This is a genomic window from Citrobacter sp. Cpo045 (assembly GCF_030332875.1).
Classification (GTDB): Bacteria; Pseudomonadota; Gammaproteobacteria; order Enterobacterales; family Enterobacteriaceae; genus Citrobacter; species Citrobacter portucalensis.
Map to the genome: position 1 here is coordinate 412,285 of NZ_JAOWGZ010000091.1, position 13,118 is coordinate 425,402.

The 13,118-nt window shown below is 53.1% G+C and carries 11 protein-coding genes; 4 read left to right on the top strand and 7 right to left on the bottom strand.

Features of this window, described 5'->3' with window-relative positions; translation table 11 throughout:
• Positions 1–85: 85 nt before the first annotated feature.
• Complete coding sequence (gene mpl / locus OGY13_RS10635) at positions 86–1,462, bottom strand: UDP-N-acetylmuramate:L-alanyl-gamma-D-glutamyl-meso-diaminopimelate ligase (RefSeq protein WP_003830388.1); 1,377 nt, start codon at positions 1,460–1,462, stop codon at positions 86–88.
• A gap of 175 nt (positions 1,463–1,637) precedes the next feature.
• Between mpl and fbp the strand changes: the two genes are divergently transcribed.
• A complete protein-coding gene (gene fbp / locus OGY13_RS10640; RefSeq protein ID WP_003830390.1) occupies positions 1,638–2,636 on the top strand; it encodes a class 1 fructose-bisphosphatase in 999 nt (332 codons plus the stop codon).
• A gap of 76 nt (positions 2,637–2,712) precedes the next feature.
• Here fbp and OGY13_RS10645 read toward each other — a convergent pair whose 3' ends face one another.
• From OGY13_RS10645 to ytfQ, 5 genes are all read right to left on the bottom strand, one after another.
• A complete protein-coding gene (locus tag OGY13_RS10645; protein WP_191215219.1) occupies positions 2,713–3,825 on the bottom strand; it encodes a methyl-accepting chemotaxis protein in 1,113 nt (370 codons plus the stop codon).
• Between the two features lie 103 nt (positions 3,826–3,928).
• A complete protein-coding gene (gene yjfF / locus OGY13_RS10650) occupies positions 3,929–4,930 on the bottom strand; it encodes a galactofuranose ABC transporter, permease protein YjfF (protein WP_008786036.1) in 1,002 nt (333 codons plus the stop codon).
• Complete coding sequence (gene ytfT, locus OGY13_RS10655) at positions 4,917–5,939, bottom strand: galactofuranose ABC transporter, ATP-binding protein YtfT (RefSeq protein WP_003830397.1); 1,023 nt, start codon at positions 5,937–5,939, stop codon at positions 4,917–4,919. Before ytfT ends, yjfF begins: the two co-directional genes overlap by 14 nt.
• 13 nt (positions 5,940–5,952) lie before the next feature.
• On the bottom strand, positions 5,953–7,455 hold the full coding sequence (gene ytfR / locus OGY13_RS10660) for a galactofuranose ABC transporter, ATP-binding protein YtfR (RefSeq protein WP_213752390.1): 1,503 nt from the start codon (positions 7,453–7,455) through the stop codon (positions 5,953–5,955).
• Between the two features lie 103 nt (positions 7,456–7,558).
• Entirely contained in the window at positions 7,559–8,515 is a 957-nt protein-coding gene (gene ytfQ / locus OGY13_RS10665) for a galactofuranose ABC transporter substrate-binding protein YtfQ (protein ID WP_003025728.1), read from the bottom strand.
• 309 nt (positions 8,516–8,824) lie between these two features.
• On the opposite strand from ytfQ, the gene ppa reads away from it, so the two are divergent.
• The 3 genes from ppa to OGY13_RS10680 all read left to right on the top strand — a co-directional run bounded on the left by ppa (position 8,825) and on the right by OGY13_RS10680 (position 12,716).
• Entirely contained in the window at positions 8,825–9,352 is a 528-nt protein-coding gene (ppa, locus tag OGY13_RS10670) for an inorganic diphosphatase (RefSeq protein WP_003025726.1), read from the top strand.
• Positions 9,353–9,551: 199 nt separating this feature from the next.
• Positions 9,552–10,622: a 7-bladed beta-propeller protein YncE gene (gene yncE / locus OGY13_RS10675; protein WP_128612171.1), complete on the top strand. Its 1,071-nt coding sequence runs from the start codon at positions 9,552–9,554 to the stop codon at positions 10,620–10,622.
• An 84-nt stretch (positions 10,623–10,706) separates the two neighbouring features.
• The gene (locus OGY13_RS10680; protein ID WP_020996258.1) at positions 10,707–12,716 is read left to right on the top strand and encodes a TonB-dependent receptor domain-containing protein; all 2,010 of its coding nucleotides are present in this window, start codon (positions 10,707–10,709) and stop codon (positions 12,714–12,716) included.
• 57 nt (positions 12,717–12,773) lie between these two features.
• On the opposite strand, the gene OGY13_RS10685 is transcribed toward OGY13_RS10680, so the two are convergent.
• Positions 12,774–13,118 carry a gamma-glutamylcyclotransferase family protein gene (locus tag OGY13_RS10685; RefSeq protein WP_003025723.1) on the bottom strand — a complete coding sequence of 115 codons (345 nt, stop codon included), beginning with the start codon at positions 13,116–13,118 and terminating at the stop codon, positions 12,774–12,776.

Here is a 13,118-nt window from a genome sequence, read left to right on the forward strand (position 1 = left end):
GAAAGTGCCGGATGGCGGTGCAAATACCTTATCCGGCCTACGATCCGTTGTAGGCCCGGTAAGCGTAGCGCCACCGGGCATTTTTTTACTCTTCTTCTGCCTGAGCTTTCTTCGCCAGACCATCCAGCAGTTTTTGATGGATGCCGCCAAACCCGCCGTTGCTCATCACCAGAATGTGATCGCCAGGCTGTGCGGTTTTCACCACCATATCTGCCAGTGCATCCACATCGCCGCTCCAGTGTGCCGGCTGAACGCAGGCTTCAGCGACTTCTGCTACCTGCCACGGAATGTGCGGGGGTTGCAGCAGGAACACTTCGTCTGCACGCCCTAACGACGGCGCCAGGTCATCTTTGCACAAACCCATTTTCATGGTGTTCGAGCGAGGTTCCAGCACCGCGATGATGCGCGCCGTGCCGCCCACTTTACCGCGCAGTGCCGCAAGCGTTGCCAGAATGGCCGTCGGGTGATGGGCAAAATCGTCATACACCGTCACGCCATTGGCTTCACCGCGCAGCTCAAGACGGCGACGAGCGTTGATGAACGAGCCCAATGCATTGGCCGCATCCGCAGGCACGACGCCAACATGACGCGCGGCTGCAATCGCCATCAGGCCGTTGTGCATGTTGTGCTCGCCCACCAGGCCCCACTTAACTTCGCCGACTTTTTCACCGTCCAGCCACACTTCCCACTCGGAGGCATCGGTGGTCAGCTTTTTCGCCTGCCAGTGACCTTGTTCGCCCACCAGCTCTTGTTCGCTCCAGCAGCCCATCGCCATCGTCTGTTTCAGATTGATGTCGTTTTCCGGGTAGATGATGCGTCCCTGGCCCGGCACGATACGCACCAGGTGATGGAACTGTTTCTGAATAGCTTTCAGATCGTCAAAGATATCCGCGTGATCGAACTCAAGGTTATTGAGGATCAGCGTGCGCGGGCAGTAATGCACGAATTTAGAACGCTTGTCGAAGAACGCACAGTCGTACTCATCCGCTTCAATCACGAAGAAGTCGCTCTCGCCGAGGCGCGCGGAAACCTCAAAGTTGCCCGGAACGCCGCCGATCACAAAGCCAGGTTTATAGCCGCAGGCTTCGAGGATCCAGGTCGCCATTCCGGCGGTAGTGGTTTTGCCGTGCGTACCCGCAACCGCCAGTACCCAGCGATCGCGCAAGACAAAGTCATGCAGCCACTGCGGGCCAGACATGTACGGAATGTTCTTTTCCAGCACCGCTTCCACGCACGGATTACCACGGGTCATGGCATTGCCGATGATCACCAGGTCCGGCTGTGGGTCGAGCTGGCTGGCATCGTAACCCTGAATCAGATCAATGCCTTGCTTCTCAAGTAAGGTACTCATCGGCGGATACACATTGGCGTCCGAACCGGTTACTTCATGACCGAGCGAGCGCGCCAGCATCGCCAGACCGCCCATGAAAGTGCCACAAATTCCCAAAATATGAATGCGCATACGTCACTATCCTTTTTTAATCTGGGGGCCATTTTACGCACATGTCCGGCAAGTGAGAAACGCATTTCAGGATATTCCGCAGTTTGCTGGCGCGATTCACCTAAGCGCAACAAAGGAAATATTTGTTAATATTGTTGCGGTCGCTTTACTCCACATAAATTGCAGGGAAAGTGTTATGAAAACGTTAGGTGAATTTATTGTCGAAAAGCAGCACGAGTTTTCTCATGCTACCGGTGAGCTCACTGCTTTGTTGTCGGCAATAAAGCTGGGCGCCAAGATCATCCACCGCGATATCAATAAGGCCGGTCTGGTCGATATCCTGGGTGCCAGCGGTGCTGAGAACGTGCAGGGAGAGGTTCAGCAAAAACTCGATCTGTTCGCGAACGAAAAACTGAAAGCTGCACTGAAGGCGCGCGACATTGTGGCGGGCATTGCCTCAGAAGAAGAAGATGAAATCGTCGTCTTTGAAGGCTGTGAACACGCTAAATACGTTGTGCTAATGGATCCGCTGGATGGCTCATCCAACATCGATGTTAACGTCTCTGTCGGTACGATTTTCTCTATTTACCGCCGCGTAACCCCAGTCGGCACACCGGTCACGGAAGAGGATTTCCTGCAACCGGGCAACAAGCAGGTTGCTGCAGGTTACGTTGTTTATGGTTCTTCCACCATGCTGGTGTATACCACCGGCTGTGGCGTACATGCCTTCACTTACGATCCTTCTCTGGGCGTATTCTGCCTCAGCCAGGAACGTATGCGCTTCCCGGCGAAAGGCAGCACGTACTCCATTAACGAAGGCAACTACATCAAATTCCCGAACGGCGTGAAGAAGTACATTAAATTCTGCCAGGAAGAAGATAAGCCAACCCAGCGCCCGTATACCTCGCGCTACATTGGCTCTCTGGTTGCGGATTTCCATCGCAATCTGCTGAAAGGCGGGATCTACCTGTACCCAAGCACCGCCAGCCACCCGCAAGGGAAACTGCGTCTGCTGTATGAATGCAACCCGATGGCCTTCCTGGCCGAGCAGGCGGGCGGCAAAGCCAGCGATGGTAAAGAACGCATTCTGGATATCACCCCAGAAAGCCTGCACCAGCGCCGCTCCTTCTTCGTGGGTAACGACCATATGGTTGAAGATGTAGAACGCTTTATCCGCGAGTTCCCGGACGCGTAAGTATCATTCATCGCACGGACGTAGGCCGGATAAAACGCGTAGCGTTGCCATCCGGCCTACAAAATCCATCGTCTGCTTACGCTTTCTGTAGCTTAAATACGGCCATTGCTTCGATTAGCGCTGAAGACTGCTCTTCCAGCGAGCGGGTAGCCGCTGAAGACTGCTGCACCAGCGCCGCGTTTTGCTGCGCCGTTTCATCCATCTGAATTACCGCGATATTCACCTGCTCTATGCCGCGACTCTGTTCCTGGGACGCACTGGCAATTTCACGCATCAGTTTGGTCATACGCATAACCTCGGTCGCGATTTCATCCATGGTTTCGCCCGCCTGCTGCGCCAGTTCACTGCCTTCCCCCACATGGGTGTGCGAATCGCTGATTAGCGTACGGATCTCTTTGGCCGCCTCGGCGCTGCGGCTGGCCAGATTACGCACTTCACCTGCCACAACCGCAAAGCCCCGCCCCTGCTCACCAGCTCGCGCCGCTTCAACGGAAGCATTGAGCGCCAGAATATTGGTCTGGAAAGCAATGCCGTCAATCACGCTGAGGATATCGGCGATTCGGCTGGAACTGCCGGAAATATCGCGCATTTTCTCGATCACATAGCACACCATTTCGCTACCGCGATCGGCAGTATCCGACACCGATTTTGCCAGCTGGTGCGCCTGTTCCGCGTTCTGCGCATTCTGTTTCACCGTCGCCGTGAGTTCTTCCATGCTGGCGGCGGTCTGCTCCAGCGAAGTGGCTGTCGATTCAGTGCGTTGCGCCAGATGCTGGTTACCGGCCGTCAGTTCACGACTGCCAATATCAATTTGCGAGCTGGCATCGCGTACGCGCTGTACCGAGTCGCCCAGCGCATGGCGCATGTCATCCATTGCTGCGTTCAGGCGGTTGAATTCGGCGCTGGCCGACAACGCGGTAACCGGCGACAAATCCCCCGTAGCCAGACGTTCCAGTTGCTCAACCATGTTATCCAACGGTTTGAGAAACTTATTTCGCAGCATAAACCAAATGACCGCCAGCAATGCGATAGCAGCCAACATTGCAGCGCTCATAATACCGTGATAAATCAACGAGGTAATGACACGGGTAGACGCATATAGCCCCATGCTACCGGTCAGTAGCAGAAGGAACGTCAGCAGAGACAATAACACCAACAAACTTGATCGAATTGAAAGGGATTTTGGCATCGTTATATTTCCGGTTGTAGGGTTAAAACAGACCTGTACAGAACCTATCGACTACAACCGGAAAAAGTTTAGGTATTTAAATGTTTTGTGCAAAATCAGGATGTTACTTTGGTGTTGCCGCCGTACCCACTCGGGTAACCGGCGAGCTTTGACGATTTTCCCAAAGCACCGTCAGACCGCGTTGTAACGCTATAAAAATAAACAATAAAATGCCAATCGCGATCTTCGTCCACCAGGAACTTAATGTGCCGTCAAAATTAATGTAGGTCTGGATCAGCCCCTGAATAGCGACGCCAAACAACGTCCCTAACACTGTACCGACCCCACCGCTGAGTAGCGTTCCGCCAATCACAACTGAGGCTATCGCATCCAGTTCGACGCCAACGCCCGCCAGCGCATAGCCCGCCTGGGTGTAAATGGAAAAGACAATGCCGGCAAGCGTCGCAAGCCCGGTAGACAGCATATAAATGCGGATGGTGGTGCTGCGGGTTGAGATGCCCATCAGGTTGGCAGAGGTGGCGTTGCCGCCAATCGCGTAAACCTGATTACCAAAGCGCGTACGGTGCGCCAGGAATATGCCGATGACGACAACCGCCAGCATCAGCAATCCCATCGCGCTCAGGCGACCACCGCCGGGAATTTTCCATGCCAGGCTTGAGAGCGTGTCATAAACCGGATGATTAATTGGGATGGATTCTTCTGAGACCAGATAGCTGACGCCGCGCAGGAAGAACATTCCCGCCAGGGTGATAATAAATGCCGGGATCTTCAGCGCATCAATCAGTAACCCCATAAACGCACCAAACGCGCAGCCCATCAGCAAAACCAAAGGGAACGCCAGCAGCGGGGAAATGCCCCAATAGCCAATGGCCTTTGCCAGAAATACGCCGGTAAAGGCGATCACCGAGCCAACGGAAAGGTCGATCCCGCCAGAGAGGATTACGAAAGTCATGCCTACGGCAATGATGCCCAGAAAGGCGTTATCGGTCAGGATATTGCAAATGACCCGGGTGGAAGCAAAAGCGGGAAACTGCGTCAGGCAGTAGAGATAACCCAGCACAAACACGCCGAGGGTGATCATCAGCGGTAAATTACGTTTTATCATGACCACGCACTCCTTTTATCAGGCTGATAAAGCGTTGCGACTGCACGACCAGCACACACAACACCACCACGGCTTTGACCACCTGATTCAGTTCCGGCTGGAAGCCCGACAGCAAAATCCCGGTGTTCATGCCCTGAATAATCAATGCGCCTACCACCGACAGCAGCAGGTTAAAGCGCCCGCCCATCAGCGAACCGCCGCCAATAACCACCGCCAGGATGGCATCCAGCTCCAGCCATAATCCGGCGTTATTGGCATCTGCCCCGCGAATATCCGCCGTGACGATAATGCCAGCGATAGCCGCGCACAGGCCGCTCAGCACATAGGTGAGCATCACGATAATGCGGGTGTTCACCCCGGCGTTTTTTGCCGCACGAATGTTGATACCCACCGCTTCGATAAACATACCCAGCGCCGTTTTCCGCGTCAGCAGCCAGAACACCACCAGCGTGAGCAGTGCAATAATTACCGGCGTGGGGAATAGTAAGAGCGAGCCGCTGCCAAACCATGACAGTTCTGGCGAGTTGAAGGTGACGATCTGCCCGGAGGTGATCAACTGCGCCACTCCGCGCCCGGCCACCATCAGAATAAGCGTAGCGACGAACGGTTGGATCTTGAGGATGGCCACCAGAATCCCGTTCCACAGCCCAGCCAGAATGCCGGAGCCTAAGGCGGCAAGCAGCACTACCGGCAGACTGTGCCCGGCCACCGTCATCGCCGCAGTAGTAGCGCCAGCAATAGCCATGACGGCCCCCACGGAAAGGTCGATGCCGCCGGTAGCAATCACCAGCGTCATACCAATCGCCAACAGCGCCACGGGCGCGGCGCGGTTGAGAATATCAATCGGGCTACCGAACAACCGACCATCCTGCAAAATCACCTGGTAGAAGTGCGGGGCGACCAGGCTATCCACCAGCAGCACCAGCAGTAACGCCACCAGCTGTGGCATCCCCTTTGGCCAACGGAACCGCCGTTTAGACGGATTGGATTGAGGGAGAGATTGAGGCATCACCATAGTCTCCTTAGGCCGCAATGGCGTTCATGATCGCCGGTACGGACAGTTCAGCCAGTGGGATCTCGGCCACCTGTTTGCGATCGCGCATAATAATGACCCGATCGGCATAGCCCACTAACTCTTCCAGTTCGGATGAAATGACCAGCAGCGCCAGACCATCCGCGCACAGCGTTTCGATCAGGCGAATGATCTCCGCATGCGCGCCAACGTCGATCCCACGCGTGGGTTCATCGAGGATCAGGAACTGCGGTTTGGTCAGTAACCAACGCGAGAGCAATACTTTTTGCTGATTGCCGCCGGAGAGAAATTCGATCGGCTGCTCAGCGTTCGGAGTACGAATACCAAGCTGGCGGATAAACCGCTCGGCAATCTCGTTTTGTTCTTTCCGGGGAATAGGTCGCAGCCAGCCGCGCTGCGCCTGCAATGCCAGAATGATGTTTTCCCGCACCGAAGCGGCGGCAATAATGCCATCCGTTTTGCGATCCTCCGGACAGAAACCGATCCCCAGACACGAAGCCTGATGTGGCGAGCGCAAAGTCTGCGGTTTGCCTTTGATCAGCGCACTTCCGCTGTCGGCGGGTTTAATACCGAAGATCACCTCCGCCGTTTCCGTTCGCCCGGATCCCAGTAGTCCGGCGAGACCGACGATCTCACCGGGACGCACCTGTAGATCAAATGGCGCGATGGTGCCTTTTTTGCCAAAGCCGCTGAATGCCGCCACCGGTTTATCACTCAGCAACGTGCGGCCCGCACGCTGTAGCGCATGGGTATCCAGTTCACGGCCCAGCATCATTTTGACCAGTTCGATCTGAGGCAGTTCTCGGGTTTCACGGCAGCCAACGAAGCCGCCGTTACGCAGAACGGTAATGCGATCGCTGACCTGATAAACCTGATCAAGAAAGTGGGTGACGAAGATCAGGCTGACGCCCCGATCGCGCAGATGTCGCATCAGGCCAAACAGCATTTCAACTTCCTGGGTATCAAGGCTGGCGGTCGGCTCATCGAGGATCAGCACTTTCGCGGAGAGATCGATCGCCCGACAGATGGCGACGATTTGTTGCATCGCCACGGAAAAGCGGTTCAGCGGCTCGCGCACGTCGAGGGAAAAACCGTATGACGCCATCAGCTCCGTCGCGCGTTTTTCCATCTGCTTGCGCAGAAGCAGGCCAAAGCGCCGCGGTTCACGACCAATAAATAAGTTATCGGCAACCGACATATTGGGCAGCAGGTTCACTTCCTGGTACACGGTGCCAATCCCCAGTTGTTGGGCATGGGCGGTGTTTTTGGGGGTGATCGGTTGGCCTTCAAGCCAGATAGTGCCGCGATCGGCATGGTAAACGCCGGTCAGCGCTTTGATGAGCGTCGATTTGCCGGCTCCGTTTTCTCCCAGCAGCGCCATAATCTCACCACGACGCAAGCTGAAATCCACGTTATCCAACGCTTTGACGCCGGGAAAGAATTTGCTTAATCCTTCGGTGCGGAGGATTTCCTGATGTTGGTCGGTGGTCATGGTTCCCCCTGCATCACGCCGGATGGCGCTACGCTTATCCGGCCTACAAAAGAGCGTAATGTAGGCCGGGCAAGCGCAGCGCCCCCGGCATTTTCATGAAGGCTTAGTAGCCCATGTTTTTCTTCTTCTCTAACTCTTCTTTTGCCGTATCCGGCAGATAGAGGATCGACTTGGTAATGGTCAGCTTCTCAGGCATCGTGCCGTCTTTTTTGAATTTCTCCAGCGCGTCGAATGCCGGGCCGGCCATATTCGGCGTCAGTTCGACGCTGGCGTTGGCTTCACCGTCAATCATCGCTTTGTAGATATCCGGTACGCCATCGATAGAACCGGTGAGAATATCTTTGCCAGGTTTCAGGCCCGCTTCTTTGATCGCCTGAATCGCACCGATCACCATGTCATCGTTGTGGGCGTAAACCATACAGATGTTCTTGCCGTTGTTTTCCGCTTTGATAAAGCTCTCCATCACTTCTTTCCCTTTACTGCGGGTGAAGTCACCGGACTGAGAGCGAATAATTTTGATGTTTGGCGCACTGGCAATAGCTTCAGCAAAGCCTTTCTTACGATCGATCGCCACGCTGGCCCCAACGGTCCCTTGCAGCTCAACGACGTTACACGGCTTGCCGTCCACTTGTTTAATCAGCCAGTCGCCGATCAATTTACCTTCCAACACGTTGTCGGCGGTGACGGTGGTCATATAGAGAGATTTGTCTTTTACATCGATGGAACGATCGAGCAAAAAGACCGGAATGTCGGCATCTTTAGCTTCTTTTAAAACCGGCTCCCAACCCGTTGCCACGACCGGCGCAATAAAGATGGCGTCGACGCCCTGCGCAACAAATGAGCGGACTGCTTTAATCTGGTTTTCCTGCTTTTGCTGGCCATCAGCGATTTTCAGCGTAATTCCCCGCTTTTCGGCCTCGCTTTTCGCGACGTTGGTTTCTGCGGCGCGCCAGCCGGATTCAGAGCCAACCTGCGAAAATCCTACGGTTAAAGGGGCTGCCATTGCCATAGACGACATGGCTGCCGAAACTGCTGTGACTAAAAGTAAGCGCTTCCACATAAGTGCGTCCTCGTAGGGTGATTATTGTTGGTTAATTAACCGTTGCGAAAAAACTATAGACAATTGAGCATGTAACGGATTGCGTTACATCACACTTCAAAAAAGTAAATAAAACGTTAATCACAACTTTGTAATCGCTTTCATCTCACTATGAAAAATGCGGCTGAAGATATGGATTTTTCTGTCACGAGAGAGAGGTAAAAAGAAGAAAATGCACGCAGAGAAAGCGAAAACAAGCGGAGACATTCCGCGCGAGTTGGCTATAATACCCGCCACTTGTTTGCCATAGCTTATTTAAAGGAAACAGACATGAGCTTACTCAACGTCCCTGCCGGTAAAGACCTGCCGGAAGATATCTACGTTGTTATCGAGATCCCTGCGAACGCAGATCCGATCAAATACGAAGTTGACAAAGAGAGCGGCGCCCTGTTCGTTGACCGCTTCATGTCCACCGCGATGTTCTATCCGTGCAACTACGGTTACATCAACCACACCCTGTCTCTGGACGGTGACCCGGTAGACGTTCTGGTCCCGACTCCGTACCCACTGGAGCCAGGTTCAGTGATCCGCTGCCGTCCGGTTGGCGTACTGAAAATGACCGACGAATCCGGTGAAGATGCGAAACTGGTTGCGGTACCGCACACCAAGCTGAGCAAAGAATACGATCACATCAAAGATGTGACCGACCTGCCGGAACTGCTGAAAGCGCAGATCACCCACTTCTTCGAACACTACAAAGATCTCGAAGCGGGCAAATGGGTGAAAGTTGACGGTTGGGACAACGCTGAAGCTGCTAAAGCTGAAATCGTTGCTTCCTTCGAGCGCGCGAAGAAGTAAGTTCGCGTTAGCTTAAAGCCCTGAACGCCAGCCCCTGGTTAGTAAGGGTTTTTTAATTTCTACTTTCTTTTCCCCCTCCCCTTCGCTGTTTTCTTTTTGACCTACCAGATTGGGTAGTCACATTTCATTTATCTTAATTGCGAATGAGATTTGATCTCATTATCATTCTCAGTATGTAAATAAATGTGAATAAAAGTCAATGAACCTCCACAATGTGAAGTCCCTGAAACGCTATTCCTGCGTGGCTCTCGCCACAGCACTGTTATTTACCAGCCTGTCCAGCGTGGCGCAGACGCTACCTGAGCAAGATTTTCTGACCCGCGACGTTGGCAACGGCGTGTATGAACTGGCGGTTGATAGCCAGCAGAATGCGCTTTTTGCTGCCTCGTCGCCGTCGTTTGATAAAGATAAAACCAGCGGGCTTATCTATAAACTCGATCTGGAGAAGCTCACCACGACTGAAGTTATCGAAACCAGCCGTCGTGCCTTTGCCACTGCCCTGGATGCAGGAAACCAGGTGCTCTATGTCGGTAACACGCTGGAGGGTTCGGTCACGCTCATTGATACCCGCAGCGGTAAAGAGCTGGCGATACTGCAACTGAGCGAAGCCAAAAACCCGAAAGAAATTGTCCATACCCGCGAAATGGTGCTCGATAAACAGCATCACCGCCTGTACGTTTCCGGCGTGGCTGAAAAGGGTATTGTCTGGGTGGTGGATACGCAAAAGCGCGAGAAAATCGCCACCCTTGAAAACATGGGCCAGTATCCGACCGGCATGGCCGTAGATGCCAATAAGAACCGCCTGTATGTCGTAAATGGCCGCAACGAACTTATTACGCTGGATACCACTAACCATCAAATTATTAACCGCTTTAGTATTGAGCCAGGCAAAAAACATTTTTTCCTGAATATTGCTTTGGATGCAAAAAATAATCGCGCATTCCTGACCGATCCTGATTTAGCGGATGTACTGGTTGTTGATATTAATACCGGTAAGGTTATTGCGCCCATTAAGGTTATCAACTCGCTGGCAGTGATATATAACGAAAAGCGCCAGGAAGTGTATATCACCCACCGTAATGCAAAGCGCATCAGCATTGTGGACAGCAAGACTTATCAGGTAAAACAAAGCATTGAAACCAATGCGTTACCTAACAGCCTGGCGCTCTCGTCTGATGCCAACACCCTGTATGTCAGCGTCAAACAGCCGGAAAAAATGACCGGTGTGAAGCCCGACTACGTGCTGAAAATCGACCTCTCCAAATATTAATAATTAAAAACGCTTCTGACACCTTGCAGCTTTTCTGGGCTGCAAGGTGATGCTTTTATTTTTTACTTTTCAGGTGTCTATATTATGAAAACGCGTCAACTTATTACGCTGACAGGGATCGTTGCATTCTCAGGCGGTGTTATTTTCCCCACTCAGGCAGAAGAACTCACCGAAACCTCACGCAATAGCGAAGATGAAATGGTGATCACCGCATCCGGGTTCTCGCAGCAAAAGCGCGAAGCGCCGGCCACCATTTCCGTTATCGATCGTAAAACGCTGGATATTCAGCCGGACCGTAGCATTGGTGAAGCGATTAAAAACCTTCCTGGCGTCTCGGTCACCAACAGCAGCGGTATGAACGCTGGCAGCATTATGATTCGCGGCATGGACCCGTCCTATACCGCGTTTATGGTCAACAGCGTCAAACAAAATACCGGTGAATCTCGCCCTTACGGACATGACATCGGTACTGAAGCCAACTTCTTACCGCCGATGGAGGCCATTGAGCGTATCGAAGTTATCCGCGGGCCCATGTCCTCGCTGTACGGCTCAGATGCCATCGGCGGTGTGGTCAACGTGATTACCAAAAAACCGTATGGCGCAAAAGAGTGGACGACGGCAATTGCCGCCAATACCTGGCTTCAGGAACACCAGTATTTGGGTAATACCAGCCAGATGAATCTGTTTACCATGGGGCCGATTGTGCCCGATGTTCTCGGCCTTAGCGTAGCGGCCGACTGGCTCGACCGTCGCGATGACGATCGCAATAACTATTTCGGTAAACACAACCGTAAATCCGTTGATATGACGCTGGGCCTGGCCGCTAGCGAAAATAACCTGTTCGACCTCAATGTGGTCACCGGTGAGCAGGAGAAAAACCGTACCCAGAAGCGCGGCGCGCCGTGGTCATGGCTGTTCGATCGTAACGCCGCCACCTTAACGCATACCGGCTGGTATGCCGACGACACCATTGCAACGACCAACTACATAAACTATGAAAAAGGCCGTTCGAAGTACGTTTATGACGGCCAGTCGCCGCAGTATGTACAGATGGAGAACTACGTCGCTAATTCGCAAACCACCTTCACGCTCGACAACCATAAACTGACCGTTGGGGCGAATTTCACCCGCGAAGAGCTGAATGACCGCTTTGATGTGGCCAACAAAACGCTGCCCGGATCTGAGCCAGTGACAAAAATCAGCCGTAACGGTTGGGCATTGTTTGCTGAAGACGGCTGGAGCATTGACGACTTTATCCTGACTACATCAGCGCGTATGGACCAGGATGATAACTTTGGCACACATATTACGCCGAAAATGTACGGTAACTGGGCCTTCAGCAATGACTGGGCGCTGAAGGGCGGCGTTTCCGCTGGTTATAAAAAACCTGAGCTGCGTGCGACATCCAGCGACTTTGTCACCCCATACGGCTCGACCGTACCTTATCCCTTCCTGACCGTCGGTAACGACGATCTGAAACCAGAACAAAGCGTTAACTCTGAGCTGGGCCTCTACTGGACGGGGAATGCGCTGTCACTGGATAGCACCGTCTTCTATACGCAGTTCAAAGACAAAATTGCTGAACAAACCATTTGCGAAACTACATCGACGAATCAGTGCTCCGTGAATGGCTACAAGGCGGACTCCGTCAGTAAATACTTCAACGTCAGCAAAGCGGACGTGTACGGCATAGAACTGAATGCCGACTGGCAGATTAGCGCCGATGTAAAAGCCAACGCTAACTACACCTGGAACCATAGCGAACAGAAAAGCGGCGTAAACAAAGGCTACGCGCTCAACGATTATCCGCGCCATATGGCGAACCTGTCGCTGAACTGGGCGGCAACGCAGAGTCTGGACGTATGGAGTACGGTGAATTACCGCAGCAGTAACCGCAACAGCGGCAATAACTATAAGTACGATGACTACACGATGGTCGACGTAGGCGTACGTTATAAGCTCAATAAGCACACGCAGCTGATGGCAGGGATCTACAACGTGCTGGATGAAGATCCGAAACTGACGACTGCATGGAATGAATCCGCGCAGGTGGAAGGACGCCGCTATAACCTCGGCGCGCGCGTGGAGTTTTAAGCCTTTAATAAACAACGCCACCCGAAGGCGGCGTTGTTTATTCTGGTAGGCGATATATCAGTACTGGTCTCTGTCTAACCAGTTACCGCTTTCAATCAGCGTTAAGCCATCAACCGGACGTTGGTACACGTACATCCATGCACTTCCGTACGGCGTTTGAATTAACTGGCGTGCGTATTCACCGCCGCGGGTACGCAGAGCGTCAAGCTCTGCCAGCGTGGCGTTATCAATACGATAAACTTCCCCGTGTACTGTTCCATTTCCCGGAACCGCGCCTGGATAGTGGCCCAGGCTGTACAACTGGTAGTTATCGATACTGAAATTTCCCAGCAACAGGGCATTGGTCATCCAGTGGCTGTTGCCTTGTTTGGTTCGTAAACTGCCGTAGACAAATATTCGCAT

What these genes read in the sequence shown, in the direction of transcription:
- mpl (WP_003830388.1), bottom strand. Translation starts at nt 1,462, where the DNA reads ATGCGCATTCATATTTTGGGAATTTGTGGCACTTTCATGGGCGGTCTG.
- fbp (WP_003830390.1), top strand. Translation starts at nt 1,638, where the DNA reads ATGAAAACGTTAGGTGAATTTATTGTCGAAAAGCAGCACGAGTTTTCT.
- OGY13_RS10645 (WP_191215219.1), bottom strand. Translation starts at nt 3,825, where the DNA reads ATGCCAAAATCCCTTTCAATTCGATCAAGTTTGTTGGTGTTATTGTCT.
- yjfF (WP_008786036.1), bottom strand. Translation starts at nt 4,930, where the DNA reads ATGATAAAACGTAATTTACCGCTGATGATCACCCTCGGCGTGTTTGTG.
- ytfT (WP_003830397.1), bottom strand. Translation starts at nt 5,939, where the DNA reads ATGCCTCAATCTCTCCCTCAATCCAATCCGTCTAAACGGCGGTTCCGT.
- ytfR (WP_213752390.1), bottom strand. Translation starts at nt 7,455, where the DNA reads ATGACCACCGACCAACATCAGGAAATCCTCCGCACCGAAGGATTAAGC.
- ytfQ (WP_003025728.1), bottom strand. Translation starts at nt 8,515, where the DNA reads ATGTGGAAGCGCTTACTTTTAGTCACAGCAGTTTCGGCAGCCATGTCG.
- ppa (WP_003025726.1), top strand. Translation starts at nt 8,825, where the DNA reads ATGAGCTTACTCAACGTCCCTGCCGGTAAAGACCTGCCGGAAGATATC.
- yncE (WP_128612171.1), top strand. Translation starts at nt 9,552, where the DNA reads ATGAACCTCCACAATGTGAAGTCCCTGAAACGCTATTCCTGCGTGGCT.
- OGY13_RS10680 (WP_020996258.1), top strand. Translation starts at nt 10,707, where the DNA reads ATGAAAACGCGTCAACTTATTACGCTGACAGGGATCGTTGCATTCTCA.
- OGY13_RS10685 (WP_003025723.1), bottom strand. Translation starts at nt 13,118, where the DNA reads ATGCGAATATTTGTCTACGGCAGTTTACGAACCAAACAAGGCAACAGC.